23 protein-coding genes are annotated in these 25,989 nt (G+C 58.8%); 12 read left to right on the forward strand and 11 right to left on the reverse strand.

The features are described from left to right. The first annotated feature begins 192 nt into the window (after positions 1-192). Positions 193-1,554 (forward strand): DEAD/DEAH box helicase, encoded by a 1,362-nt coding sequence (locus MWU49_RS13585; RefSeq protein WP_246973346.1) that lies wholly within the window; start codon positions 193-195, stop codon positions 1,552-1,554. A gap of 170 nt (positions 1,555-1,724) precedes the next feature. On the opposite strand, the gene MWU49_RS13590 is transcribed toward MWU49_RS13585, so the two are convergent. The 3 genes from MWU49_RS13590 to MWU49_RS13600 form a co-directional block, all read right to left on the reverse strand. Then, entirely contained in the window at positions 1,725-2,480 is a 756-nt protein-coding gene (locus MWU49_RS13590; RefSeq protein ID WP_246973347.1) for an SDR family oxidoreductase, read from the reverse strand. Between the two features lie 208 nt (positions 2,481-2,688). Next, complete coding sequence (locus MWU49_RS13595; protein WP_246973348.1) at positions 2,689-3,366, reverse strand: histidine phosphatase family protein; 678 nt, start codon at positions 3,364-3,366, stop codon at positions 2,689-2,691. After that, complete coding sequence (locus MWU49_RS13600; protein WP_246973349.1) at positions 3,366-4,196, reverse strand: SDR family oxidoreductase; 831 nt, start codon at positions 4,194-4,196, stop codon at positions 3,366-3,368. The genes MWU49_RS13595 and MWU49_RS13600 overlap by 1 nt, the downstream gene beginning before the upstream one ends. A gap of 146 nt (positions 4,197-4,342) precedes the next feature. On the opposite strand from MWU49_RS13600, the gene MWU49_RS13605 reads away from it, so the two are divergent. The 3 genes from MWU49_RS13605 to MWU49_RS13615 all read left to right on the forward strand — a co-directional run bounded on the left by MWU49_RS13605 (position 4,343) and on the right by MWU49_RS13615 (position 7,434). Next, positions 4,343-5,263 carry a LysR family transcriptional regulator gene (locus MWU49_RS13605; RefSeq protein WP_246973350.1) on the forward strand — a complete coding sequence of 307 codons (921 nt, stop codon included), beginning with the start codon at positions 4,343-4,345 and terminating at the stop codon, positions 5,261-5,263. A gap of 284 nt (positions 5,264-5,547) precedes the next feature. Beyond that, the gene (locus tag MWU49_RS13610; RefSeq protein WP_246973351.1) at positions 5,548-6,138 is read left to right on the forward strand and encodes a 2-hydroxychromene-2-carboxylate isomerase; all 591 of its coding nucleotides are present in this window, start codon (positions 5,548-5,550) and stop codon (positions 6,136-6,138) included. 126 nt (positions 6,139-6,264) lie between these two features. Next, the gene (locus MWU49_RS13615) at positions 6,265-7,434 is read left to right on the forward strand and encodes an acetyl-CoA C-acetyltransferase (RefSeq protein ID WP_246973352.1); all 1,170 of its coding nucleotides are present in this window, start codon (positions 6,265-6,267) and stop codon (positions 7,432-7,434) included. A 282-nt stretch (positions 7,435-7,716) separates the two neighbouring features. Here the strand turns inward: MWU49_RS13615 and MWU49_RS13620 are convergent, their stop codons facing one another. The 4 genes from MWU49_RS13620 to MWU49_RS13635 are packed head-to-tail and all read right to left on the reverse strand — an operon-like array spanning position 7,717 to position 11,767. Next, on the reverse strand, positions 7,717-8,829 hold the full coding sequence (locus MWU49_RS13620; RefSeq protein ID WP_246973354.1) for a HupE/UreJ family protein: 1,113 nt from the start codon (positions 8,827-8,829) through the stop codon (positions 7,717-7,719). Then, positions 8,826-9,953, reverse strand: a complete 1,128-nt coding sequence (locus MWU49_RS13625; RefSeq protein WP_246973357.1) for a hypothetical protein — start codon at positions 9,951-9,953, stop codon at positions 8,826-8,828. Before MWU49_RS13625 ends, MWU49_RS13620 begins: the two co-directional genes overlap by 4 nt. Positions 9,954-9,981: 28 nt before the next feature. Next, the gene (locus tag MWU49_RS13630; RefSeq protein WP_246973360.1) at positions 9,982-10,233 is read right to left on the reverse strand and encodes a hypothetical protein; all 252 of its coding nucleotides are present in this window, start codon (positions 10,231-10,233) and stop codon (positions 9,982-9,984) included. 10 nt (positions 10,234-10,243) lie between these two features. Next, positions 10,244-11,767, reverse strand: coding sequence for a DUF4331 domain-containing protein (locus tag MWU49_RS13635; RefSeq protein WP_246973363.1), 1,524 nt, complete (start codon positions 11,765-11,767; stop codon positions 10,244-10,246). Between the two features lie 432 nt (positions 11,768-12,199). Here MWU49_RS13635 and MWU49_RS13640 point away from each other — a divergent pair, with 432 nt between their 5' ends. Continuing rightward, positions 12,200-12,745 (forward strand): sigma-70 family RNA polymerase sigma factor, encoded by a 546-nt coding sequence (locus MWU49_RS13640; protein WP_246973366.1) that lies wholly within the window; start codon positions 12,200-12,202, stop codon positions 12,743-12,745. Beyond that, complete coding sequence (locus MWU49_RS13645; RefSeq protein WP_246973368.1) at positions 12,742-13,428, forward strand: anti-sigma factor; 687 nt, start codon at positions 12,742-12,744, stop codon at positions 13,426-13,428. The genes MWU49_RS13640 and MWU49_RS13645 overlap by 4 nt, the downstream gene beginning before the upstream one ends. A 213-nt stretch (positions 13,429-13,641) precedes the next feature. On the opposite strand, the gene MWU49_RS13650 is transcribed toward MWU49_RS13645, so the two are convergent. Continuing rightward, complete coding sequence (locus tag MWU49_RS13650; RefSeq protein WP_246973369.1) at positions 13,642-15,555, reverse strand: ATP-binding cassette domain-containing protein; 1,914 nt, start codon at positions 15,553-15,555, stop codon at positions 13,642-13,644. Between the two features lie 67 nt (positions 15,556-15,622). Between MWU49_RS13650 and MWU49_RS13655 the strand changes: the two genes are divergently transcribed. Then, entirely contained in the window at positions 15,623-16,087 is a 465-nt protein-coding gene (locus MWU49_RS13655) for a TIGR02444 family protein (RefSeq protein WP_246973373.1), read from the forward strand. 238 nt (positions 16,088-16,325) lie between these two features. After that, on the forward strand, positions 16,326-17,600 hold the full coding sequence (bioA, locus tag MWU49_RS13660; RefSeq protein ID WP_246973375.1) for an adenosylmethionine--8-amino-7-oxononanoate transaminase: 1,275 nt from the start codon (positions 16,326-16,328) through the stop codon (positions 17,598-17,600). A 384-nt stretch (positions 17,601-17,984) separates the two neighbouring features. Here the strand turns inward: bioA and MWU49_RS13665 are convergent, their stop codons facing one another. Next, on the reverse strand, positions 17,985-18,728 hold the full coding sequence (locus MWU49_RS13665) for a ParA family protein (RefSeq protein ID WP_246973377.1): 744 nt from the start codon (positions 18,726-18,728) through the stop codon (positions 17,985-17,987). A gap of 198 nt (positions 18,729-18,926) precedes the next feature. Between MWU49_RS13665 and MWU49_RS13670 the strand changes: the two genes are divergently transcribed. Continuing rightward, positions 18,927-19,205, forward strand: coding sequence for a DUF4124 domain-containing protein (locus tag MWU49_RS13670; protein ID WP_246973379.1), 279 nt, complete (start codon positions 18,927-18,929; stop codon positions 19,203-19,205). 61 nt (positions 19,206-19,266) lie between these two features. Then, positions 19,267-20,004 carry an FKBP-type peptidyl-prolyl cis-trans isomerase gene (locus tag MWU49_RS13675; protein WP_246973382.1) on the forward strand — a complete coding sequence of 246 codons (738 nt, stop codon included), beginning with the start codon at positions 19,267-19,269 and terminating at the stop codon, positions 20,002-20,004. A 294-nt stretch (positions 20,005-20,298) separates the two neighbouring features. Here MWU49_RS13675 and MWU49_RS13680 read toward each other — a convergent pair whose 3' ends face one another. Both MWU49_RS13680 and MWU49_RS13685 read right to left on the reverse strand, forming a co-directional pair. Continuing rightward, positions 20,299-20,691: a hypothetical protein gene (locus tag MWU49_RS13680; protein WP_246973384.1), complete on the reverse strand. Its 393-nt coding sequence runs from the start codon at positions 20,689-20,691 to the stop codon at positions 20,299-20,301. Between the two features lie 101 nt (positions 20,692-20,792). Further along, complete coding sequence (locus MWU49_RS13685; protein ID WP_246973387.1) at positions 20,793-21,437, reverse strand: TetR/AcrR family transcriptional regulator; 645 nt, start codon at positions 21,435-21,437, stop codon at positions 20,793-20,795. Between the two features lie 90 nt (positions 21,438-21,527). On the opposite strand from MWU49_RS13685, the gene MWU49_RS13690 reads away from it, so the two are divergent. Together MWU49_RS13690 and MWU49_RS13695 are read left to right on the forward strand one after the other, a co-directional pair. Next, on the forward strand, positions 21,528-22,670 hold the full coding sequence (locus MWU49_RS13690) for an efflux RND transporter periplasmic adaptor subunit (protein WP_246973390.1): 1,143 nt from the start codon (positions 21,528-21,530) through the stop codon (positions 22,668-22,670). Positions 22,671-22,680: 10 nt separating this feature from the next. Continuing rightward, positions 22,681-25,743: an efflux RND transporter permease subunit gene (locus MWU49_RS13695; RefSeq protein ID WP_246973393.1), complete on the forward strand. Its 3,063-nt coding sequence runs from the start codon at positions 22,681-22,683 to the stop codon at positions 25,741-25,743. The last annotated feature ends 246 nt before the right edge of the window (positions 25,744-25,989 follow it).

A 25,989-nucleotide genomic window follows, 5' to 3' on the forward strand; every position in this document is an offset into this window, starting at 1 on the left:
AGTGACGAGAAGCGAGTTTCGAAAAGCGAAAACCGCTAGTAGATGACAGTGGAGCAGGGTTTTCGAAACTCGCTTCTCGCAACTCGATACTTCCCTCCTTCAGCTGGGCTCATGTGGATGGTGAGGTGCGTTTAGCAAGCCTTCACCGGCGATACCCGCTACAATGCCCCCTCAACACCGGAGCCGAATCCCATGTCCACCTTTGCCGACCTCAATCTCCACGAGCGCCTGGTGCGCGCCTTGTCCGAAATGGATATCACTGAACCCACCCCGGTTCAGGCATCTGCCATTCCCGAGGCACTGGCGGGACATGATCTGCGGGTGATCGCCCGTACCGGTAGCGGCAAGACCGCGGCCTTCCTGCTGCCGTTGCTGAATGGCCTGCTGCAGCACTCCCGCCCGCGTACCGACACCCGCGCCCTGATTCTGCTGCCCACCCGGGAACTGGCCCAGCAGACACTCAAGCAGGTAGAAGCGCTGGCCCGTTATACCTTCATCAAGGCTGAACTGGTCACCGGTGGCGAAGACTTCAAGGTGCAGGCCGCCAACATGCGCCGCAATCCCGAAATCCTGATCGGCACGCCGGGGCGTCTTCTTGAGCATCTGGAAGCGGGCAACCTGCTGCTGGGCGATCTGGAAGTACTGGTTCTGGATGAGTCCGATCGCATGCTGGACATGGGCTTCAGTGACGACGTACTGCGATTGGCGGCGCTGTGTCCGGAGGAGCGGCAGACCCTGTTGTTTTCGGCCACCCGTGGCGGCAATGCCATGGACCGTGTCGCACAGAACGTGCTGCGTGAGCCAAAGTTTCTGTTGCTCGATACCGTGCGTGATCTCAACGAATCCATTCGTCAGCAGATCATCACCGTGGATGATGTGGCCCACAAGGAACGGCTGGTGCAGTGGTTGCTGGCCCACGAGACCTATGACAAGGCAGTGATCTTTACCAACACCCGTGAGCAGGCGGATCGTCTCGGTGGCGTATTGCGTACGCCAAGCTTGAAGGTGTTCGTGCTCCACGGCGAGAAAGACCAGAAGGATCGCAAGCTGGCCATGGATCGCCTCAAGGATGGCGGTGTGCGCGTGCTGGTGGCCACTGATGTGGCGGCGCGCGGTATTCATGTGGATGGCCTCGATCTGGTGATCAACTTCGACATGCCGCGCAGCGGCGATGAGTACGTTCACCGTATCGGTCGTACTGGCCGGGTCGGGGGCGAAGGCACTGCGATCTCGTTGATTCCTGCCCACGAATGGAATCTGATGGCGAGTATCCAGCGTTACCTTCGGCAGAATTTCGAGTTCCGCATTGTCGAAGAGCTGAAAGGCAAGTTTCTCGGCCCGAAGAAACTGAAAGCCAACGGCAAGGCCGCGGGCAGCAAGAAGAAAAAGCTGAAGAAAAAAACCGATGCCAAGAAAGGCGGCAAGAAGCCGCTGAAGAAAAAGGTATCGCCCAAGAAAGCCGGCGGCCCCCGTAGCAGCCGCCCCGCCGCCCCGGACACCCAGGGCGGCTTCGCCACCGTCAAGAAGCGCAAGACCCCCGGCCCGATTGATTAAGGCAGTTAACAGTTAACAGTGAATAGTGAACAGCTCGCGAACCATTTTCTTGTGTCTTTAACGTAGGAGGCCGCGCCCAAAGCTTGGGCGCGGCCTCTTACGTTGAAACACCAATAACGCGCTATCGCGCCGCTATTAACTATTCACTGTTAACTATTAACTGCTCTCAATCATCCCATCAATTTGTCCACAATCTTCAGCGGGAAGTTGCGCATGGCAAAGCCCATGGGGCGCCAGGGCCAGGCCGGTACCGCGGCGTGCATCACTTCCTTTTCGATGTTTTTTACCAGTTCCTTGCAGCCGGTTTCGGTATCCACAATGAAGGGGGTGTTCTTGAGCTTTTCATTGATCTCGGAACGGATGAAGCCGGGGAACAGGGTGGTGACCTTGATGGGGGTGCCGGCCAGTTCCATTTGCAGGCCTTCGGCCAGCATGGCGATGCCGGCCTTGGTGGCGGCATAGGTGGTCAGGTTCTTCTTCATGCCGCGCATGGCGCTCATGGATGAAATTACCACCAGGTGCCCGCTGTTCTGCGCCCGGAAAATTTCCATGGCCGCTTCCATCTGTGCCAGTGCCGCCACGAAGTTCACTTCCGCTGTCTGGCGGTTGGCATAGAAGTAGCCTGTACCGATGGGTTGGCCCTTGCCCATGCCGGCATTCACCAGCACCCGGTCGATGCTGCCCAGCTCGGTGCGGAACGCATCGAATACCGCAAACACCTGATCATAATCCGCCACGTCCAGCGGCTTGATCAGGACGGTAATGTCGGTATGTTTTTCTTCCAGCTCCGCTTTCAGTTTCTCCAGCCGGTCCATGCGCCGTGCGCACAAGGCCAGGTTGCGCCCCCTGGCCGCAAATATCCGCGCCATGCCTTCGCCAAGCCCGGAGCTGGCACCAGTGATCAGGATGTTCTTGCGGACGGGCATGGTTATTTCTCCAGAAGTTCAGATGGGTGCGGGGTGTCGCATTGAAATGCGAACCAAAGGCAGAGCTACAAGCTACAAGCTGCAACGCGACGAATGAAGGGTGAAGCTGCCATTCTGTACCCGCGATTTTGGCTTGCGGCGCGGGCTGAAGGATTTCAAATTATTCCGTCCTTTAGCGCGTTGCAGCTTGAAGCTTGTAGCTTGCCGCTTATCTATACGTCACCTGCTCCGTCGGCAGATGCAAATGTTCGTTGACTGACACTAACCGCAATGCCCCGGCGTTCACAACCAGCCGCGTCACGCTGGCGTTGATCAGGGTGCGATTCCAGGTCAGCAGGGCGTCGTCTTCCAGGTTCATCAGGTGCTGGATGATCACACTGATGGCGCCGCCAGAGGTGAACACCAGGGCGCTGTCTCCTTTGCTGAGACTATTGCCCAGACTGTAGGTGCTGGCCAGTACCCGTTCGCGGAACTGGGGCCAGCTTTCCGAGTAGTCGTCCTCGCCCTTTTGCCAGCGGCGTACCGCTTGCTCAAAGCGGTTCTGGAATACCTTGCGCGGCTGCTCCTGTTGCATCAGCCATTTGGTCACCGCGGTATGGTCTGCGGCGAGAGGCCAGTCCAGCGCCAGGATTTCCTTGTGGTTGTATTCGTTGAAGCCGGTATCGGTGCGCCATTGTGCCGGCAGACCCAGTTCGGTGAGGGTGGCCTCGGCGGTTTCGGTGTGCCGGCGCATGGTGCCGCACAGGGCCAAAGGGACACCGAGATCCTGGTTCTGCATGGCCCGGCCCAGCAGCCGGCTTTGCTCCCAGCCATTGTCGGAAAGCTTGTCATAGTCCGGTTTGCCAAAACTGGCTTGGCCATGGCGGATCAGGTAAATCACCGGCATCAGCGCGATTCCGCTTTCTTCAGTTGGCGTTCCATGCGGTTGGCGCTGTCACGCATTACGCGGCGGAAAAGTGCAGGGACAAAACGTTTGATGAACCAGGCTCGTCGCGCGCTCTTGTGGGGAATCAGCAGGAACTGGTTGCGTGCAACCGCCTGTTTGATCATGTCGGCAATCTGCCCGGCGGTCAGCTCATCGCTGGACAACAGCTTGTCCACCATTTCGATCATGCCCGGTTCGGGAGAGCGCACCGATTCGTGCAGGTTGGTGCGGAAAAAGCCGGGGCATACCACGGTGCAGTGGATATTGTGGATGGATAGCTCGTTGCGCAGGGTTTCCGACAGGGAGATCACTCCGGCCTTGGTCACGTTATAGCTGGCCATGGCGGGTGCGTTGACCAGACCGGCGAGGGAGGCAATGTTGACGATATGGCCATGGCCCTGCCGCTTCATCATTGGCACGAACACCTTGCAGCCGCGCACCGGACCTTTCACGTTGATGTCGAAAATCCAGTCCCAGTCGGCCATGTCGCCCCGGTCGATGCGGGCCGCCGCCGCCACGCCGGCATTGTTGACCAGCACATCCAGGCCGCCCCAGTTTTGCTCCAGCCATTCCCGGGCCTGGTTGAAACTGGCCGGGTCGCGCACATCCAGATACTGGAATTCCACCGTGCCGGGCAGAGCTGACAGGGCCTGCACCGTTTCCCGGCCGCGTTCTTCATTCACGTCACCAATAAACACCCGGGCGCCGTCTCTGGCCCAGGCCTCAGCCATGGCGCGCCCCAGCCCGGAGGCACCACCGGTGATCAAGATACGTTGCGAGTTCTGGCCCATGATTTGTCCTGTGTTTGCGGGGTTTCGGCCGCAGGCCGGGCGTCCAGCGTCAGGCATCCGGCGTCATGCAGCTATCCATTGACCGATGCTAGTAAGCAGGTTTCAATAAATCCAATGAATTAACGACATGGAAATTGATAAATTTCATGCATGTTTCGCGTTTTGATCTGAACCTCTTCGTGGTCTTTGATGCCATCTATACCGAGGGGTCCCTGACCCGGGCGGCCAAGGTGCTGAACCTGACCCAGCCTGCGGTCAGTCATGCCCTGGGGCGCCTGCGTGACCGTCTCGATGACCCCCTGTTCGTGCGTCAGGGCAGCCGGATGGTGCCTACGGCACGGGCACGGGCCATGATCAGCCCTGTGCGTCATTCACTGGGTGGGTTCCAGCGTTGCCTGAGTGATGAGGGGGGCTTTGATGCAACGGAAGCCGAACGGACCTTCGTGCTGGGCCTGCGTGACGGTCTGGAGGGTTGCCTGCTTCCGCCCTTGATGGCGCAGGTGATGAGCGAGGCGCCGGGTATCAAGTTGCAATCCCTGACTATCCGCCGGCGGCAGATGGCCACGGAGCTGGCCAGCGGCAGGCTGGATCTGGCCTGCGATGTGATGCTGGCCATGCCGGAAACCATCGAGCATGTGCCGGTGCTGTCCGGCCCCATGGTGGTGATGATGCGCGAGGGGCATCCGCTGGCGCAGGGCATGGACCTGCCAGCCTACCTTGCTGCACAGCATGTGCTGGTGTCTTCCCGCCGTGAGGGGCCGGGTCTGGAAGATTTCGGCCTGGCACGGCTGGGCTACCGGCGTCATATCCGTATGCGTTGTCAGCATTACCAGGCGGCCATCAGTACCGTCCAGCAAACCGACCTGCTGCTGTCCCTGCCGGCCACGCTGGCGGGACGCTTGTCCCGTGAAGGCATGACGGTCCGTTCGTTGCCTGCCGAGCTTAGCGATCTGGAAATGCACCTGTACTGGCATCGAGACCAGAGCGGCGACCCGGCTCATGGGTGGCTGCGGGAGAAGGTGTTGGGGTTGCTGAAAAAACAGCAGTTAATAGTTAACAGTGAATAGTGAACAGCGGCGCGATAGCGCGTTGTTGTTACTTCCAGGAAGGAGGCCGCGACCGTGTTTTTGGCGCGGCCTTTTTGCGTTTAAAAGACAAGGAAAAAGCAAAACAAATACTTGACAGGTTATGCCGGTCGGGCAGCCTTCACTGTTCACTGTTCACTGTTCACTGTTCACTGTTCACTGTTCACTGTTCACTGTTCACTGTTCACTGTTCACTGTTCACTGTTCACTGTTCACTGTTCACTGTTCACTGTTTTATTTGCGCTGTGCGCTGCGAGGAGAGAGGTATGGGTCAGCAAGTAGAGTTTTTGTTTGATGTGGGAAGCCCGGCGGCTTATCTAGCCTGGAGCCAGTTGCCGGCATTGTGTCAGAGAAACGACGCTGATTTGCTCCTTACTCCGATGTTGCTGGGCGGGGTATTCAAGGCTGCCGGTAACAATCCGCCTGCGGCGGTGCCCGCCAAAGGGCAGTACATGCTTCGCGATCTTGGCCGGTTCGCTCAGCGCTATCAGGTACCACTGAACTTCAATCCCCATTTCCCGGTCAACACCCTGCTGCCCATGCGCATTCTCGCCGCGGCTCAAGGACATGATCAGGAGAAGACTCTGGTGCAGGCCCTGTTCGATGCCATGTGGCGCTCGCCCTGTAAGTTGTCCGAATCCGAGGTGGTCGCCGAAGTGCTGTCCAGTGCCGGGCTGGAGGCTGATTTCTGGCTGGCTCAGGCGGCCGATGAGGATGTGAAGGCCCGCCTTAAGGAAAATACCGAGCACGCGGTGAGGCGTGGCGTGTTCGGTGCGCCGACCCTGTTTGTGGGCAATGAAATGTTCTTCGGTCAGGATCGGCTGGATTTTGTCGAGGAGGCCCTGCAGGGCTCATAGCCACTGATGACCTGACCGGAATGGCGGTGTGGCGTGCAAAAGCGTCATTGAGAAGATCGCGGTCAGGTCGTAGCCTGCAAGCCATATTTCCCGTGGTAATCAGTCAGAAAGATTGAGGAGGCCCAGGTGGCAGAAGCATATATCGTATCCGCGGTACGTACCGCAGGTGGCAAGAAGAACGGTCGTTTGAGCAAGACTCACCCGGCAGACATGGGCGGCAAGGTTATTGACGCCCTGATCGAGCGCACCGGTGTACCGGCCGAGAAAGTGGATGACGTGATCTACGGCTGTGTGAGCCAGATCGGTCCGCAGACCTTCAACGTGGCGCGTACCTCCATCCTCAGCTCCTGCCTGCCGGAATCCGTACCGGGCGTGACCATTGATCGTCAGTGTGGTTCTTCCCAGCAAGCCATCCACTTTGCTGCCCAGGCGGTAATGAGCGGTACCCAGGACGTGATCATCGCCGGTGGTGTGGAATCCATGAGCCAGGTGCCGATCGGTTCCCCGGCCGTGGCCGTGAAGGAAATGGGCACCCCGTTCGATGGTCAGGTGATCAGCGAGCGTTACCCCGGCGAGAACTTCAGCCAGTTCAATGGCGCTGAGCGCATGTGCGAAAAGTACGGCGTGACCAAGCCCGAGCTGGACCAGTTCGCCTACGATTCCCACAAGCGTGGTGCTGCTGCCACTGAAGCCGGTCGCTTCAAGGAAGAAATCGTTCCGATCACCGTGACCCTGGAAGATGGTTCCCAGGAAGAGCACGTGGTGGACGAAGGTATCCGTTGGGAAGCTGACCTGGACGCCATCAAGTCCCTGAACCCGCTGGTAGAAGGCGGTTACATCAGTGCGGCTAACGCCAGCCAGATCACTGACGGTGCTTCTGCCCTGATGATCGTCAGCGAGAAGGCCCTTAAAGAATACGGCCTGACTCCGCTGGCCCGTATCCACTCCATGGCAGTAGTGGGTTCCGATCCGACCATGGTACTGGAAGGCCCGATTCCGGCCACCGAGAAAGTGCTGGCCCAGGCCGGCATGACCATCGGCGACATCGACCTGTATGAAGTGAACGAAGCGTTCGGCTCCGTACCGCTGGCGTGGATGAAGGCTATCGGTGCTGACTACGAGAAGCTGAACGTGAATGGTGGCGCCCAAGCGCTGGGTCACCCGCTGGGTGGCACTGGTACCAAGCTGATGGGTACTCTGATCTACGAACTGAAGCGTCGTGGTGGCAAGTACGGCCTGCTGGCGATCTGTGAAGGTCTCGGTACTGCCAACGCTACTATCGTTGAAGTGCTGTAAGACCAGTTGAAAGTTTAAACGCGGCTTCCGCGCCGCGACTTCAGCTTGATAAAAAGCCGCCCCGGGAAACCGGGGCGGCTTTTTTGTGGCCGCTCTGCGGCTGCATCACGCAACATGCAACACGCGGCACGCAGAAATCGGGTCTTCCATGGTGGGGCGAGTTGCGAGTTTCGAAAATCAAAAGCGTTAAACAAAAACCTTTGGCTTTCGGTTTGCGTGGGTTTTTCTCTTCGAAACTCGAAACTCGAAACTCGAAACTCGAAACTCGAAACTCGAAACTCGTTACGCCAGTCGCTCCACCAGCCATACCCCTGCCAGCACCATGATCGACAGTGATCCGGCCGGCACGAAGATCCGTTGATAGAAATGGGTCTGCCGCATCAGATAGGCAATCGGAACAAAGACCATGACGATGGCCACCTGCCCCAGTTCCACGCCGATGTTGAAGCCCAGCAAGGGTAGGAATATACCGCTGCTGGTCAGGCCAAGATCGGCCAGTACTGAGGCGAAACCCAGCCCGTGGATCAGACCGAACACGAAGGCCATTACCCAGCGTCTCGGGAAGAAGCGGGGCAGCAGATTGGCCACCGCACCGATGGCCACGGTAGCCGCAATGGCGGATTCCACCAGCCAGGATGGCAGCGAGATGATGCCCAGTGTGGCCAGGGCCAGTGTCAGGGAATGGGTCAGGGTGAACGCGGTGACGATGGACAGGGTCTGGCCCAGTGCCATGGTCATGCTTGGGGCGGGTTGCCAGCCACCGGTACGCCAGACCAGCACGGCGGGGAACAGCAGGGTGAGCAGGAACAGGATGTGGTCATAACCGATCAGGATATGGTGGATGCCTTGTCCAATAAATCCCTGGAACGATTGCCAGACACTGTCCTGACTGAGTTGCTGTTGTCGTTGTCCATCGCTGAAGGTGGCGGTCAGAACATCATCGTTATGACGTAGTTTGAGCAGGCCGTGGTGCTCCGGATCCTGAGCAAACAGAAACTGGTAATCCACCTCAAGAAACTGTGGTGCTATCGGGCAGTTGCCGCGAAGATGCAGGGCGGCATAACGGCCATCCACATGGTCACTGACCTGGAGTCCAGTGAGGCTTAGTGGGCAATCGGCAGTTTGCCTGTCTGTCATGGCATTAACCGTGAGTGTGGACAGTATCTGACTGGCAATGGCGGGTTGCTGGCCCAACAGCTCGCCCCACATGATCAGACCATCCCGATTGGTATCCAGTGGCAATATCAGGTTCAGGTCGCGCAGGGCGATGTCCCATTGCCCGGTGATGACGGTGCTGTCGTCGCGGCTTTCCAGTTGCAGGTAGCTGTCGCTGGGTTTGTGCGCCAGAGCCAGTTCTGATACCACCAGCAACAGGCAGACAATCAGTCGTTTCATGGCTGGTTTTCCTGTAGCTGTTGCAGGGTGGCATCGTGAATCTCGTGGCGTTGGATGAAATCCGTGGCCAGTTGCAGACTTTCCGGGTCGCTGTTGGTGCGGGCACTGGCAAGCAGCAAACGCAGATCCGGCAGCTCGCGCTGTTGATCCCAGTTGGCCCGGGCGTTAGCCAGGGCTGCCAGATATTGCCCGGTGACTTCCAGCTGGAAGCGAGCCTGTTCCCGCAGATGGATGTCGCGTCCGGATTGTCGTGCCGCTGCAATTCGCTTCTGATATGCCTGTTGCCACTGACTGGCGTCGGGATGTCCACTGCGCTGGCCGGCGATACTGAGACGCAGCAGGGCATTTTCTCTTTCCTGCCAGTGCTGTAGCCGGGTAATCACTTTGTCGTTGTGACCCTGTTTCAGCCACACATCACTTTGCAGGTAGGTCAGATAGGGATCGTCAGGTGCGACCAGCCTGGCCATGTCTATATGGCGTTGGGCCTGGTTCGGGAGACCTTTCTGGATCGCCATTTCCGCCAGCAGGGTATATAGCCAGCGCTGTTCATTGCCGGGGGCGGCGAGGCCTTGCTCTGCCAGCCTGTTCAGGGTCTGCCATGCCTGTGGCAGTTTGCCGGTGACGGCCTGGATGCTGCCCTGGCATATCACCACGGTAACGGGAGAAAGGCTGCCTGCACCGCGGCGGCAGGCATGGGTCGCGTCATCAAAACGTCCCTGAACCCGTTCCAGATTGGCCAGCATCAGCCAGCCCTGACCCTGTTCGGGGCGTTTTGACAGTAGTGATTGCAGTCTGGCTCTGGCATTGTCGAATTGATGTTGGCGCAGTTCTATTTCCGCCATCAACAGGACTGTTGGAGGGGAGGAGGAGTCAGACCAGGGGGAAAGAGTAGCCAGCGCATAGCCAAGAAATCGGGCGTCTTCTTGCTGGCGGGCATAATCAACATAGGTGCGTGCCTTGCGTATTGCATCGGCTTCATTGTCGGCACGATCGGGCTGTCCCAATGCCTGCTCGGCGGGAGTCAGTTCGGCAAGGACTTGATCGTCGCTGGCCGGCGTGTAGGGCGCCGCCCCGGCCAGTCCGGCAAGCAGACTGAACAGGGCAACAAAAAAACGTGTCACCATCCTGTTGCGATGGTGACACGTCCCCCGATCAGTTGGCCTGGTTCGGTGTATCCAGGACACTGTCATAGGCCTCCGGGTTATTGCTGTCTCGGTCGATCAGGCGCAGCCGGTTGATGTTGACCGGTTCGCGATCGTCTCGCGTATTGGCCAGCTGTACCTTCACAAAGGCGGTGTAATCGATAGCTGGCTGGATCTGCACCGGGCGGCGGTCGTTGTCACCGCCGCACGCGGACAAGGCCAGCACGGATATCGATATTGCGGAAAGCGTGATGAATCGCATGGTGTCCTCCTTACATGGGCATGGCGGCGACGTTATCGGCGCCGGGCAGCGGCGTGTTCAGGTAGGGGAAGACGGTCAGGTAAGCATCTGGATCAGGAAGAGCGCCGTCATTGACGATGGCCCCGCCATTCACCTGGCTATTCTGGTTACCGCAGTTACCGATCTCCCCACCTTCCGCCATGCCATTTACGTCACCGCCGCAGAGGAAGCCTTCTGCCGCTGTCAACGCAATATCCACCACATCATCGATGGGGCGACGCCCATTCGGGAAGCCGGCAAAGTCGCCCCCGGCCACGCCAAGATCGACTTGAGAACCTGCCGCGGTGGCTGCAATAGCGGTGTTCAGGCGCAGAATTTCACTGGCGGTCACCGTGGGCAATTGGGTCACGCCGGGTACACCGGTAAGGAACACGGTGACGAGGTCATTACGCGGGGTTTCCGGTGCAGGCACGCCGAAGAGAATTTCTACCAGAGCCGGCAGCGTCGGGTTGGTGACATAGGTGGCGAACTGACCGTCGTCCTTCGGCTCACTGGCATTAAAACGGTCCTTGTCCTGCAGCCCGATCACGACTTCGTTTACCAGCGGGTTGCCGAGGCGGGATACCTGGGTAAAGGCGCCGCCTTTCACCGCAGGGCCTTTAGCATTGTCGCTGGAGGTGGTAGCCGTACCTTTGGGGGAAGGGTTGATTACCGTCGCCTGGCGAATGCTGGCGGTGGTCCAGCCACCGATCACGCTGTTGTCGCCAGTCAGACATGAGGCTGGGACTTCCAGGGCGAGACTGGTGATGTTCTTGTCGCCAATGGTGTTGCTGCGGGAATCACGGGCTCCCAGCGGGTTCAGGGAAACCAGGTCAAAAACCTCACCCAGGTTCACCACAAAACCTTCCTGACGTTGGCCAACGAAGACTTTGCCCGGCATGGGGCAGTCAGGAATGGTGACATCATGAATAAAGGTTTCGGCATAGGTTTCGTAGTCGCCGATGGATTTGGTGCCGATGTTATCCAGGGGTTTGTCGAACGAGGTGCTGCCGCTGTTGGCGTCTGTCAGGTTCTGTACCGTGCCTGTTCTACGATCGCCTGTAATCATTTTTACGGTGTAACTTTCAAGCACGTTCTGTGCGGCGTTATTGGCTGCCGATATGGCGCCGATGTTGATCAATGGAACCGGCACGTCCACGCCGCCAACGGGAACGGTCAGGTTTTTGCGTTCGGTGTTGAACTGGAACTGGAAAGTAATGTCTTCCTGGGCGTTCCCGGTGTTGTCGATGTGAATCTCGTAGATGGCATCGTCATCCAGAGAGAAGTAATTCGGGCCACCGTAGGCATCCTGCAGCGGCAGGTAGTTGGCGATGAGCGTCACATAACCGGTGCGGTCAGCTTCATAGCTGTTAAACATGTAGAAGTCGGTGCCGTCGACTTTGGGCATGCCGGTAATGAAGGGGGCTTCACGGTGGCTTGACGCCAGGGTGCCGGCGCTGGCCAGCATGGCTGCCAGGGTGCAGGTGGCAGGTAGAAGTAATGAGCGGCGTTGCATGACAAATCTCCCTTATTTGATTGTCGTTAAGGAGCCTCTGAATAACTCCTTGCGTACTCAGCGTGACCTGAAGCGTGCAGCTGTTGGGTCTTGTCTCGATGGTCAGGGTGGTTCCCTTTCCGAGAGACAAGACCCGGCAGATGGGCGCTTCAGGCCGCGCCCTCCGGGTCTTCCAGGCTGGTTCGCACTCGTTGTTGTGCTTTTTTGATGGATCGACATACACCTTCAAAATCGCGCCTAGATTGCGAACCAGCCTGAAAGACTGAGCATGCAAGGAGTTATTCGGAGGCTCCTTCAGGGAGTTACGCGCCGGTCTCGAGAACGGATGCAAAAAATAATTTGTTTTTTTATGCATCCAGATCAGGGTTATTCACGTACCACTAACATGCGCAATGTCATGACTGAGGCTCTACTCACGTTCAGGTTCAGGTTATGGATTGCGATAATGAACGACTGGTAACGTTGCTGGCGAAATCCGCTCAGGGGGATCGTCAATCGTTCGCCTGTCTGTATCAGCAAACCAGTGCAGCGGTATATGGCATGTGCGTGCATCTGCTGCGCAACACTGACGAGGCACAGGACGTGTTGCAGGAAACCTATATTCAGGTGTGGCATCACGCGGGTGAATACCATGCGGATCGCGGCACGCCAATCACGTGGATGATGTCCATTGGGCGTTATCGTTGTCTTGATGCGTTGCGCAAGCGTCGTCACCACGTGGATTTCGAAAAGGTAGAAACCACCCAGCAGAGTGACGCGCCGGGGCCCATGGAGATGGCGGATGCCCACTCCGAGCGGCAGCGGCTGAGTGATTGCCTTAAGGATCTGGATGAGCGTTATCGCTCCACGATCGAGATGGCCTACTACCGTGGCTTTACGCATCAGGAGCTGGCGTTAGCCATGGGGCAGCCATTGGGTACCACCAAAAGTGCGGTGCGTCGCGGTCTGTCGGTGCTGAGACGGTGTCTCGGTTCATGAAACCGGATCACTTCGAGCGCAATCAGGCGCTGGCTTCCGAATATGTGGTGGGGACACTGCAGGGTGCCGCGCGCAAGCGTTTTGAGCACTGGATGATGGAGTCGCCGCGACTGCGTCGCCAGGTGTGGTATTGGGAGCGCCGTCTTGAACCGTTCAACAATAGTCTTCCCAAAACCGAGCCCCCTGCGCAGCTATGGGACCAGATAGAGCAGCGCCTGTTTTCTGAACCTGCGCCGCTTGCTGACAAGCGTGGCGTGGGATTCTGGCGCTGGAGTGCGTTACTGGCCATGGCCAGCCTGTTGATCATGCTGGTGTGGACGCCGCTCCCCGAGCAGGGCCGGCAGGGTCTGGTTGCGGTGGTGCAGTCAGAGCAGGCCCAGCCCTTGTGGGTCATGAACGCATCGGCTGGTGATCAGCATCTGACGCTGAAAGCCCTGCCGCCGGTCAGCGCTGAAGCCGGGCAGGATTATGAGCTCTGGTTATTGCCGGAATCCGGTGTGCCGGTGTCGTTGACTGTTCTGCCCACTGAGGGCGCTGAATTGCGGATTACGCTCAGCAATGAGCAGGTGCGTGAATTGCTGAAGAGCCGTTCATTGGCAATCAGTCTTGAACCGAAAGGTGGCTCGCCCACCGGGCAACCCACCGGGCCGGTGGTGTACCAGACGCAACTGGTCGATATGTGATTTTACGTTGGAATCTTGGCTTTTGTGACGAGTTTTGAGTTTCGAGTTGCGAAAATCAAAAGCTAAAAAACTCTTTAGCTTTCAGCCGAATCCGGTTTTGCTTTTCGAAACTCGAAACTCGAAACTCGAAACTCGAAACTCGAAACTCGAAACTCGAAACTCGAAACTCGAAACTCGAAACTCGAAACTCGAAACTCGAAAAGACTAGTCCTGCTAGTCCAACTCCGCCTCTGCCGTTTCCAGCGCTTCCATGGCTTCCAGAAGTTCACCTTCCAGTTCATCATGCTGCTTCTTCAGCCGGGCCTGGTCGCCGAGCAGGCCATTCATTTCGTTCTTGCGGCTGGCGTCGGTGTAGAGGGATTCATCGCCCAACGCTGTCTCGGTTTTTTCCAGCTGAGCTTCGCAGTCGGCAAGCTGCTTTTCCAGTTTTTCCACCTGCTTTTTCAGCGGACGAAGCTGCTCGCGTTTTTGCGCAGCCAGTTGGCGACGGGCCTTGGCGTCGAGACCGTCATCCGCTTTTTCTTCCCGTGCCGGTTTGCCGTCCTTTCGGTTCTGTTGCAGCCAGCGCGCGTAATCATCCAGATCACCATCGAAGCGCGATACCGCCCCATTGGCCACCAGCCAGAACTCATCCACGGTGGTTTCCAGCAGATGCCGGTCGTGGGAGACCATGACCACGGCACCTTCAAAGGCCTGCAACGCCATGGTCAGCGCTTCACGCATGTCCAGGTCCAGGTGGTTGGCGGGCTCATCGAGTACCAGCAGGGCGGGCTTCTGTTGCACGATCATGGCCAGGGCCAGGCGCGCCTTTTCGCCACCGGAGAAGCGGCCAATGGGAGCGAACACATCATCGCCATGAAAACCGAAGCGGCCGAGTTCGCTGCGCAGTTGTGATTCGCTCCACTTCGGATAGAAGCGGGACAGCATCTGGTAGGCAGTGTCGTTATGATCGAGACGATCCACCTGTTGTTGGTGGAAATAGCCCACCACCAGATCGTTGTCTTTTTCAAAGCGGCCAGCCAGGGGCGGCAGCTCGCCTACCAGGGTGCGCACCAGGGTGGATTTACCCGCACCGTTGGGGCCCAGCAGCCCCAGGCGGGATTCCGGTCGCAGGCTAAGGCTCACATTGCTGAGGATGGCAACGTCGCCGTTGTCATTCTGGTAACCGCACTGCACCCCGTCCAGGTTCTCCATGGGGTTGGGTAGTTTTTCCGGGGTGTGAAAATCGAAGCTGAAGCCGGAATCCACGTGGGCCGGAGCAATCAACTCGAGCTTTTCCAGCGCCTTCACTCGACTCTGGGCCTGCTTGGCCTTGCTGGCCTTGGCCTTGAAGCGAGCGATGAACTTTTGCAGATGCGCCACCTGGGCCTGCTGCTTGTCATGCATCTTCTGCTGCAGGGCCAGCTGCTCGGCACGTTGCCGTTCGAAGTCGGAATAACCGCCGCTATAGTGGTGCAGCTGCTGGCGTTCAATATGCAGAATCTGGTTGATGGTGGCATCCAGGAAGGCGCGGTCGTGGGAAATCACCAGCAGGGCGCCGGGTTGCTGCACCAGGTAACCCTGCAACCAGAGGATGGCATCCAGATCCAGATGGTTGGTGGGTTCATCAAGCAGCAGCAGGTCCGCGTCGCTCATCAGCACCTGGGCCAGGTTGAGACGCATGCGCCAGCCACCGGAAAAGCTGGACACCGGTTGTTGTTGCTGGGTTTCACTGAAGCCCAGGCCAGCCAGCAGGGTGGCGGCACGGGCTGGCTGTTGCCAGGCGTGCAGGGCTTCCAGTTCGCCGTGGGCCACGGCGATGGCGTGATTGTCACCGGCTTGCTCGGCACTGCTCAGCTTGTGCTGGGCGGCACGCAGGGCCTTGTGGCCATCCAGTACATACTCCACCGCCGCCTGCTCCAGCGCCGGCACTTCCTGGGCCATCATCGCCAGTCGCCAGTCCGCGGGGCGGTTCAGATTGCCGCCATCGCTCTCCAGTTCCCCCATGATAAGCTTGAACAGCGAGCTCTTGCCGGTGCCGTTGCGGCCTACCAGGCCAACGCGCCAGCCCTTGTGCAGGACAAAGCTGGCGTCTTCCAGTAGCAGGTCAGGGCCGCGGCGCAGATTGATATGTTCCAGAGAGAGCATGATTCGGAGCCAGTTGGAGTCACAGGAAACCGGCGCAGTGTAAGCCAGCCGCCGTATTGGGGGAACCGTGGACGATACCGTGAAGCAGGATCTGTGGCGCTATGCGCTATTGCGATGGCAGGAAAAGCCCTTTGAGCAGGCCTGTCTGAGATTGCAGGACGACTTTCAGGTGCCGGTCTCGCTGCTGCTCTGCGGCCTGTGGCTGGCAGAGTGTGGCAAGCAGCCGGATACGCTGGTGGGGCGGCGCATGGCGGAGGTGGCGGAGCAGTTTGAGACTGACTACCTGAGGCCATTACGAGCGGTGCGGCGCAAGGCTGGTGAGGATACCCGCCTGCCGGAATTCAAGCGCCAGTTGCAGCAGGTTGAACTGGAAGGGGAGCGCTGGCTGCTGACCACCTTGCCGACCCTGTGCGACAACCTGCTGCCGGCGGGCGTGCGGGTCGACCCCATGGCGTGGATGCTGGTGGTGGTGCCGGAGCTGGCCCAGTGTGAAGGGCTGCAAAAGGCTCTTGGCGAGTTAGTGGCACTGTAGGAGTGCCTCTTGAGGTGCGAACAAATCCGTTTCGAGTTGCGAGTAACGAGTTTCGAAAACCCAAAACCTCTGGTGTTGCAGGGTTTTGAGGTTTGCCTTTCGCAACTCGAAACTCGTTACTCGCTAGCCCTCGGTTCGCACCTCAAGAGGTACTCCTACAGTATCTCCCTCATGCCGTTTTTGAATTTTGAACGCCCCCCTGCCATTCTTCCTTTCCACGTTTCGCCCGGACAGCCCCATGACCACCGATCTCGATTTCGACCGTGACCACCTCTGGCATCCCTATACCTCCACCTCTGCACCGTTACCGACCTTTCCGGTGGCCAGTGCCAAGGGCGTGCGGCTGACGCTGGAAGATGGTCGTGAGCTGGTGGATGGCATGTCGTCCTGGTGGGCGGCGGTGCACGGCTATAACCATCCGGTGCTGAATCAGGCGGCCAAGGATCAGATCGATCGCATGGCCCACGTCATGTTTGGCGGCCTGACCCATGAGCCGGCGGTGGAGTTGGGCAAGAAGCTGGTGGCGCTCACGCCTGAACCATTACAGAAGGTGTTCCTGGCCGACAGCGGTTCGGTGTCCGTGGAAGTGGCCATCAAGATGGCGCTGCAGTTCTGGCTGAGCCAGGGCTACCAGGGCAAGGACAAGCTGCTGGCCCTTCGCAACGGTTACCACGGCGATACCTTCGGGGCCATGGCGGCCTGTGATCCGGTCAATGGCATGCACTCGCTGTTCAGTGGCGTGCTGGCGCAGCATCATTTCGCAGCGGCCCCGCAAAGTCCGTTCGACGGTCCCCTGGATCCGGCGGATGTGCAGGCGGTACGTGAAAAGCTGGAGCAGCATGGTGATGAAATCGCCGCGGTGATTCTGGAGCCAGTGGTGCAGGGCGCCGGTGGCATGCGCATCTACAGCCCCGCGTATCTGAAAGCGGTACGTGAACTGTGCGATGAGTACAACGTGCTGTTGATCTTCGATGAAATTGCCACCGGTTTCGGCCGCACTGGCAAGCTGTTTGCCCTGGAGCATGCCGATGTCTGCCCCGATATCCTTTGTCTGGGCAAGGCTATCACCGGCGGCTATATGACCCTGGCCGCGGCGCTCTGTACCGATCGCGTGGCGGCGGGTATCTGCGACGGCGAAGCCGGGGTGCTGATGCACGGCCCTACCTTTATGGGCAACCCGCTGGCCTGTGCGGTGGCCAATGCCTGCATTCAGTTGCTGCTGGACTCCGGCTGGGAGGGCCGGGTGGCCGCCATTGAGAAACAGTTACAGGAAGAGTTGCTGCCACTGAAGCAGTTCGACAGTGTGGCCGACACCCGCGTGCTGGGCGCCATCGGGGTGATGGAAATGAAGCAGCCGGTGGCCATGGAAGCGGTGCAGAAAGGGTTTGTAGAGCAGGGCGTGTGGATCCGCCCGTTCGGCAAGCTGGTCTACATCATGCCGCCCTTCGTGATCGAACCCGAAGACCTGAGCAAGCTCACCGCCGCGATGAAGGATCTGGCGGAGCGGAGCTGACAGCTACAAGCTACAAGCTACAAGCTACAAGCTACAAGCTACAAGCTACAAGCTACGCTTGATTGGAAAGGCGAACCCCAAATAGTTCCCGGGTTTTCAGCCTTTCTACGAAGCCGCTGTAGGAACGTAGCGCAGCGCAGTAACGCACGGAGTGCGGTCACGAAGGGGGGAGCGTAGCGAATAACGAGCCTGCTCGCGATCCGAGCCCGGGCGAGGTAAGGATTCCAGAAACGATTTTGCCTTTCGACACTCGCTACTCGAACCTCGACACTCATCTCCTGCCAAGTCTTGTATCGCTTGCAGGCAAGTACCCACAAAAGGCCGCAACGCGGCCTTCGCGTGTTGCCTGTTGCGTGAAGCGTGCGGCGTCACCTGTTGCGTCTCTTACCTGAATCCCGGCATGGTCTGGATCAGATGCCGCTGTACTTCCAGCCATTCCCCGATCAAACGCCAGTGCTGTTTGTCATCCATATGCCGTGACACGGCAGCATCCATGATGCCTTCACCATGGCTCATAGCCTGCACATAGGATTGGGTGTCGCGGAGGGTCACCAGATAGGGAATCTTCAGGCTGGCCAGGAACTGGCGCAGGGCTTCATACATCCGGGTGCGGGTGCGCACCCGGTTGGCGATCACCGCCAGCCGGCGCGGGCGGCGCCGATAGCTGGGGGTCAGCATCACGTTCTGCAGGAAGCGGGTGGTGGCGCGAATGTCGATGGGGCTGGGCAGCACCGGGACCAGCACGATCTGCGACAGCCGCATCAGATGATCTAGCTGGTGGGCATCCAGACCGGCGGGGGAGTCAATGATGACTACATCGCCGCACTGATCCAGCCGCTGCTGCAACCGACCCAGCGACAAGGGTTCACCGGCAGGCCAGGCAAGGCTGTGGATATAGTCCGTTTTTCGTAGCTTCAACCACTGCGAAGAGGACTGCTGAGGGTCGAGATCCATCAGCGTAACGTGGCGTCCCAGGGCTTCGTAATAGCAGGCCAGGTTGGTAGAGACAGTGGTCTTGCCACACCCGCCCTTGCTGTTGGCAACAAGAATAACGGTCCGTCTGGCCGGGGAAGTGGCCGATTGGGAGCGGTATGCGCGATTTGTCGTTCCGTTCTGTGCGCTATTCATGCCGTGGGTTGCCAAATATTTCGTATGATTCTACCCCTCGTGGTAAGGGATGCACTCTCAGTCATGAAAAAGGGTGATCCCGCTCACACGCACCACAGTACCCCATTTGATATCAAAGTGGTGTAAATTGTGGGGCGATTTGCCACTACAGGGGAACCTTCACGGGGTGACCTGTCTTACTAGGGGGTAAAAAGCGTCATGCGTTACTTTCTGATTCTGCTGGTGCTGATCGCCGCTGTGGCGGTGGCGCTGTTTACTGTGCCGCTGGAAAATGGCAAACCGATGCTGGACTGGCAGCATGTGCAGGAAAACTGGCAGGAGCCGGAGAAGCTGTTTGACGATGGCGTGGAAGGTTTGGTCAAGAAATCGGAACAAACCACACTCTATCGCTGGCGTGACCCGCAGGGAAACTGGCAGTATGGCCAGATTCCGCCCCCGGGGGTAGACGCAGAAGAGATGTCCATTCAGGCCCGTTAATGATGATCCGGCCGGTTTGGCGTAATGAACACACAATAAGATGAGTCCATTTGGAGGCAGAATGAAGAAGTTGGGAATCGTGCTGGCAGGTACCGTACTGCTGGCAGCCTGTGGCCAGGAAAAAGCCGAGCTGAAGACTGACGATCAGAAAGGCTCCTACGCACTGGGTTTTGTCAGTGCCGAGCAGATGCAGCAGCTGGGTGTCCTGGACAAGGAAGCTTTCATCGCTGGTCTCAAGGACGGCCTGCAGGAAAATCCTGAAGGTGAGATGAACGAAGAAGAGATGCAGGCTGCCCTGCAGGCATTCCAGCAGCGCGTGATGGAAGCGCAGCAGGAAAAAATGAAGGAAGCCATGGAGCAGCAGCAGAAGGACATGGAAGAAGCGGGTGCCAAGAACAAGGAAGCCGGCGCCGCTTTCCTGGAAGAGAACGCCAAGCGTGACGGCGTGACCGTGACCGACAGCGGCCTGCAGTACGAAGTGCTGGCCTCCGGTGAAGCCGGTGCCAAATCTCCGACTCTGGATGACACTGTAGAAGTGCACTACCACGGCACCCTGCCTGACGGCACCGTATTCGACAGCTCTGTAGAGCGTGATCAGCCGGCTACTTTCGGTCTCAAGCAGATCATCAAGGGCTGGCAGGAAGTGCTGCCGATGATGAAGGAAGGCGACAAGTGGAAAGTGGTTGTTCCCTCCGAGCTGGGTTACGGCGAGCAGGGCGCAGGCCCGGGCAGCGACATCGGCCCGAACCAGGTGCTGATCTTCGAAATCGAGCTGCTGGATGTGAAAGGCGACGAGTAATCTAGCCGTTTCACCCACAAAAAAAGGGCGCCTTCAGGGCGCCCTTTTTTTGTGGGTGAAACGGCCGCAACAGGCAACACGCTTCACGCAACATGCCAAAGGCAAAATCGGGAGAACCATCCTGTGGGAGTGTGCCTGCACGCGAATCCTGTCGGTGACTTCAAGCCCTTCGCGTGCAAGCACGCTCCCACAGTATTTCCCGGCGTGGGTGTGCCCCTGGCGTGTTGCGGCCGCATAGCGGCAAAAAAAACCGGCCATGGAGGCCGGTTTAAACGAGGAAAATCAGCACAAGATTCAGTCGTGCCAGCCATCTATCTTGCCGGAGCAGACCCAGTCCTTGGAGGCCTTGGTCACGCCGGTCCAGTTATAGCTGTAGCGGCCATTGGCCTTGTAGGTGCTCCAGCCCTTGGTGTTGCCCGGGGCGATACCAGAGGCACCACAGTCATCCGAGCCGGAGTTGCGCTCGTTGCAGAAGCGCGCGTAGATGCGGTGGTTGCACACATTCTTGTAGGTAACGATGAACTTGCCTTCCGTGTAGGTGCTCCACTTCGAATCTGCCACCACCATGCAGGGGCCCCCTGTAGGGGTGCGGCCATCCCAGCAGGTGTCGCTATCCACCGAAGATGAGTAATCCGCCACCGCCAGCTGTGACGACAGCACGATGGCCATTCCCAGTACCTTTTTCATTGCTTGCTCCCTTTGCTTTTCGTTCCCGATGAAATCAGGTTAGCGAAAGCGCGGGGTGAGCGCGTCCCCCATATGGGGTATGTCGAATGCGTGAGCTGGCCTCAGCTGTCGCGCTGGGCCTCAAAGGCACGCAGGAACATATCCACCGCCCGTTCCACGTGGGGTTGGGCTTCGCTGCTGGTCATGGGTTCGCGGATACCGATGCGGGTGCGCATGTGTTCGCGACCCTGCAGCAAGGCAAAAAAGCTCTCTGCGGCATGACGCGGGTTGGGGGTATCCAGCAGATTGGCGTCGTTGGCATTGCGAATCAGGCTTTCCATGGCGCTGAGGGTGCGCTGTGGTCCCGCCTCGAAAAACAGCCGTGACATCTCGGTGTCCTGGGTGGCCATGGTGCACATGAGGCGCTCCAGGGCGATGACTTCCGGGCTGTGGATCAGTTCGATAAAGGCAAGGCCGATACGGGTCAGACTCGCCCGGATGGGCAAGGTCTCATCCAGTTCAAAGAACGGTTCCGGCAGGGTGTTGTGACATTTTGCCTCCACGGCCGCCGAGAATAACGTTTCCTTGTCGCTGAAGTGGCTATAAACGGTGAGCTTGGAGACACCCGCTGCCTTGGCGACGGCATCCATGCTGGTGCCGCTGAACCCGCCACTGAGAAACAGGCATTTGGCCGCGTCGAGAATGGCGGCCCGCTTGGCGGGATCCTTGGGGCGGCCTCGATTGGCCGCAGGGCCAGGTGTGCTCATATTTTCAATACTGGACGGTTCAGTTTAGTAAACTTACTATACTGGTCAGTATAGCATACCGGCAAGCAGCCGGAGACGAAGGGGAGAGCCATGTTGCGTTACACGGTAATTCCGGCCCTGGTGGCCGGCCTGATTGGCTTGCAGGGGTGTTCTGACCCCGAAGACGGACAGCATGAAACGCCGCGCCCGGCGCTGGTGACCCAGCCGCTGTCGGCGGGGGCCAGTCAGGACGTGTTCCCCGGCGAGGTGCGTGCCCGTTTCGAGCCGGAGCTGGGTTTCCGGATTGGCGGCAAGATTTCCGAGCGTCTGGTGGATGTTGGCGACCGGGTCAGTGAGGGTGCCACCCTGGCACATCTGGATACCGACGATGTACGCCTGCAACTGGATGCGGCCCGTGCCCAGTTTGCCTCTGCCCAGGCGGATCACAAGCTGGCCAAGAGCGAGCTGGATCGTTATCGCGAACTGCAGGAGCGTCAGGTGATCAGCCGCTCCCAGTTTGATGCGGTGGAAAGCCGTTTCGACGCCAGCGAAGCCCTGCTGCGTCAGGCCCGTGCCAATCTCAATGTGGCCCGCAATCAGGCCGAATATGCTGCGTTGAAAGCCCCCCGCGATGGCGTGGTGGCCCAGCGTCTGGCGGAAGCTGGTCAGGTGGTGTCTCCCGGTCAGCCGGTATTTGTGTTGGCTGTGGATGGTGATCGCGAAGTACGTATCGATTTGCCCGAGCAGGATGTGGGCCGGTTCAAGATCGGCATGCAGGTGGGCATTGAGCTATGGTCCCGTCCCGGTCAGGTGTTTGTTGGCAAGATCCGCGAGTTGTCCCCGGCGGCGGATCCCCGTTCCCGTACCTTTGAGGCACGGGTGGCCTTTGATAACGATCCGGTAGGCGCCGAGCTGGGACAGTCCGCCCGGGTTTTCGCCAGTGGCGGCGATAGCCAGGCGCTGAGCATCCCCCTGTCGGCGCTCACTGCGGAGCAGGAAGACACCTATGTCTGGGTAGTTGATCCGGCAACACACACCCTGAAAAAGACCGCCGTGGAAGTGGGCCCCTATCAGGAGCAGGTCGTTCCGGTGTTGTCTGGTCTGCATGCCAGTGACTGGGTGGTGGCGGCAGGTACCCACCTGGTACGCGAAGGGCAGAAAGTCATTCCGGTGGATCGGCAGAACCGTCAGGTTGAGCTGACCGCAGCGGACGTGGCTGGCCAGACTGACAAGCCCGCTGCGCAACCGGAATAAGGAGCGCCCCATGTCATTCAATCTGTCTGAATGGGCGCTGCGAAACCGTGCCCTGGTGCTTTACGCCATGCTGTTGCTGGCGGCCATCGGTGCGGTGTCCTATGCCAACCTGTCCCAGAGTGAGGATCCGCCGTTCACCTTCAAGGTGATGACCATCAATACCTTCTGGCCCGGTGCCAGTGCCGAAGAAGTCTCCCGGCAGATCACCGAGCGTATCGAAAAGAAATTGATGGAAACCGGTGACTTCCAGCGCATCCAGTCCTACTCGCGCCCCGGCCAGTCGGTGGTCATGTTTATGGCCCGGGATGAAATGCGCTCGGTGGAAATTGGTGATCTCTGGTATCAGGTGCGCAAGAAAGTGGGCGATATTCGCCACACTCTGCCCCGGGATGCCCAGGGGCCGTTCTTCAACGATGAATTTGGCACCACCTTCGGCAACATCTATGCGTTGTCCGGTGAAGGTTTCGACTACGCCATCATGAAGGACTACGCCGACCGCCTGCAGCTGGCGCTGCAGCGAGTGCAGGATGTGGGCAAGGTGGAGTTGATTGGTCTGCAGGACGAGAAGATCTGGATCGAAATTTCCAACACCAAGCTGGCCTCTCTTGGTGTGCCGTTGATCACCGTGCAGGAGGCGCTGGCGTCCCAGAATGCGGTAGCCGATGCGGGCTTCTTCGAAACCCCCACCGACCGGGTACGTATTCGCGTGTCCGGTGAATTCACCAGCGTGGAAGATATCCGCAACTTCCCCATTCAGGTGGAGAATCGCACCCTGCGTCTGCAGGACATCGCGGAAGTGTTCCGTGGCTTCAGTGATCCGGCCCAGCCGCGCATGCGCTTCATGGGCGACAATGCCATCGGCATCGCGGTGGCCATGAAAGACGGTGGCGACATCCTCAAGCTCGGTGAAAACCTGGACAAGGCCTTCGCCGAATTGCAGAAAAGCCTGCCTCTGGGCATGGAGCTGCGCAAGGTATCCGACCAGCCTGCCGCGGTGGAAGCCGGGGTGGGGGAATTTGTTCAGGTGCTTATCGAAGCCTTGATCATCGTGTTGCTGGTGAGCTTCTTCTCACTGGGCTGGCGCACCGGCATGGTGGTGGCGTTGTCCATTCCGCTGGTGCTGGCGATGACCTTTGCCGGCATGAAGTATTTCGATATCGGCCTGCACAAGATTTCCCTGGGCGCGCTGGTATTGGCGCTGGGCCTGATGGTGGACGATGCCATCATCGCGGTGGAAATGATGGCCATCAAGATGGAGCAGGGGCTGAGTCGTATCAAGGCGGCAGGGTTTGCCTGGACCAGTACCGCGTTCCCCATGCTCACCGGCACCCTGATCACAGCGGCAGGCTTCTTGCCCATTGCCACGGCCGAATCCAGCACCGGGGAATACACTCGCTCCATCTTCCAGGTGGTGACCATTTCCCTGTTGGCTTCCTGGATTGCCGCGGTAGTGTTCGTGCCCTACCTGGGCGACAAGCTGTTGCCGAATCTGACCAAACACAAATCCAACGGTGATTTGCACGACCCTTACCAGAAGCCGTTCTATCGCAAGTTCCGGGTCTGGGTGGAATGGTGCGTGCGCTACCGCAAGACCGTGATTGCCATGACGGTGGGGCTGTTCGTTTTCTCCATCTTCCTGTTCAAGTATGTGCCGCAGCAGTTCTTCCCGGCGTCCAACCGTCTGGAACTGATGGTGGACCTCAAGCTGGAAGAGGGGGCGTCACTGAATGCCACCCAGGAGCTGGCGCTGCGGCTGGAAAGCCGACTGGCGGATAACGAACTGATCGAAAATTACGTGGGCTACATGGGTAGCGGATCACCGCGGTTTTACCTGTCGCTGGACCAGAAGTTGCCGGCGGCCTCCCAGGCTCAGTTCGTGATTCTGTCCCGCAATGTGGAAGAGCGTGAAGAGATCCGGCGCTGGCTGATTGGTGTGCTGGCGGAAGAATTCCCCACCGTCCGTAGCCGTGTATCCCGCCTGGAAAATGGCCCGCCAGTGGGTTATCCGCTGCAGTTTCGGGTATCCGGTGAACACATACCGGAAGTCCGTGCACTGGCCAGACAGGTGGCGGAAAAAGTTCGCGCCAATCCACATACCCTCAATGTCCATCTGGACTGGGAAGAGCCCAGCAAGGTGGTGCGGTTGAATGTGGACCAGGATCGTGCCCGTACCCTGGGCATTACCACCCAGGATCTGTCCATTGCCCTGCAGGCCTCGTTGTCCGGTGTGGCGGTGAGTCAGTACCGGGAAGACAACGAACTGATCAACGTGGAAGTGCGCGGCGATCGCCAGGAACGACATGCGCTGGGATTGCTGGGTAACCTTGCCGTACAGACCGCCAATGGCCGCGTGCCGCTGAACCAGATTGCCACCCTGGAATACGGTTTCGAGGAAGGCATCATCTGGCACCGTGATCGTCTGCCCACGGTGACGGTGCGTGCGGATATCGTTGACGATGAATTGCCAGCCACCCTGGTCAACCAGATCATGCCGACGCTGGCAGACGTAAAAGAGGCCTTGCCGCCGGGTTACTTGCTGGAAGTGGGTGGCACGGTGGAAGAGTCTGCGCGCGGCCAGCAATCCGTGAATGCCGGCATGCCGTTGTTCGTGCTGGTGGTGCTCACCCTGTTGATGCTACAGCTGCGCAGCATGCCGTTGTCACTGATGGTATTTGTGACCGCGCCACTGGGGCTGATCGGGGTGACCTTCTTCCTGTTGTTGCTGCAGAAGCCGTTTGGCTTTGTGGCCATGCTCGGCACCATCGCCCTCGCCGGCATGATCATGCGTAATGCGGTGATTCTGGTGGATCAGATTGGCCAGGATATGGAGCAGGGGCTGACGGCATGGGATGCGATTATCGAATCCACCGTGCGCCGTTTCCGGCCCATCGTGCTCACCGCACTGACGGCGGTGCTGGCCATGATTCCGCTGTCACGCAGCGTGTTCTTCGGCCCCATGGCGGTGGCCATCATGGGTGGCCTGATTGTCGCCACCGGCCTGACCCTGTTGTTCCTGCCGGCACTGTACGCCGCCTGGTTCCGGGTCAAGGAAGAGCATGCCGAACAGCTTTAACCAACGCTGAGTCTGCCGGTAAAACCGGCTTACCCCTTGCCCTGGCACTTTGCCGGGGCTTTTTTTGGGGGCCGCTCTGCGGCTGCATCACGCTTCACGCAACATGCAACACGCGAAAGCTGCCGTAGATACCGTCTCTCTCCATACCCTGCAAGCCTTCTCTAGGCGACTTGCGGGGTATATTCCTTCTGGTGTTTGATTACCCCGTAGGCAATCTGCACCAGCTTTCTCATGGCAGCCACTACG

Source organism: Alcanivorax sp. S6407 (genome assembly GCF_023016115.1).
Taxonomy (GTDB): Bacteria; Pseudomonadota; Gammaproteobacteria; order Pseudomonadales; family Alcanivoracaceae; genus Alcanivorax.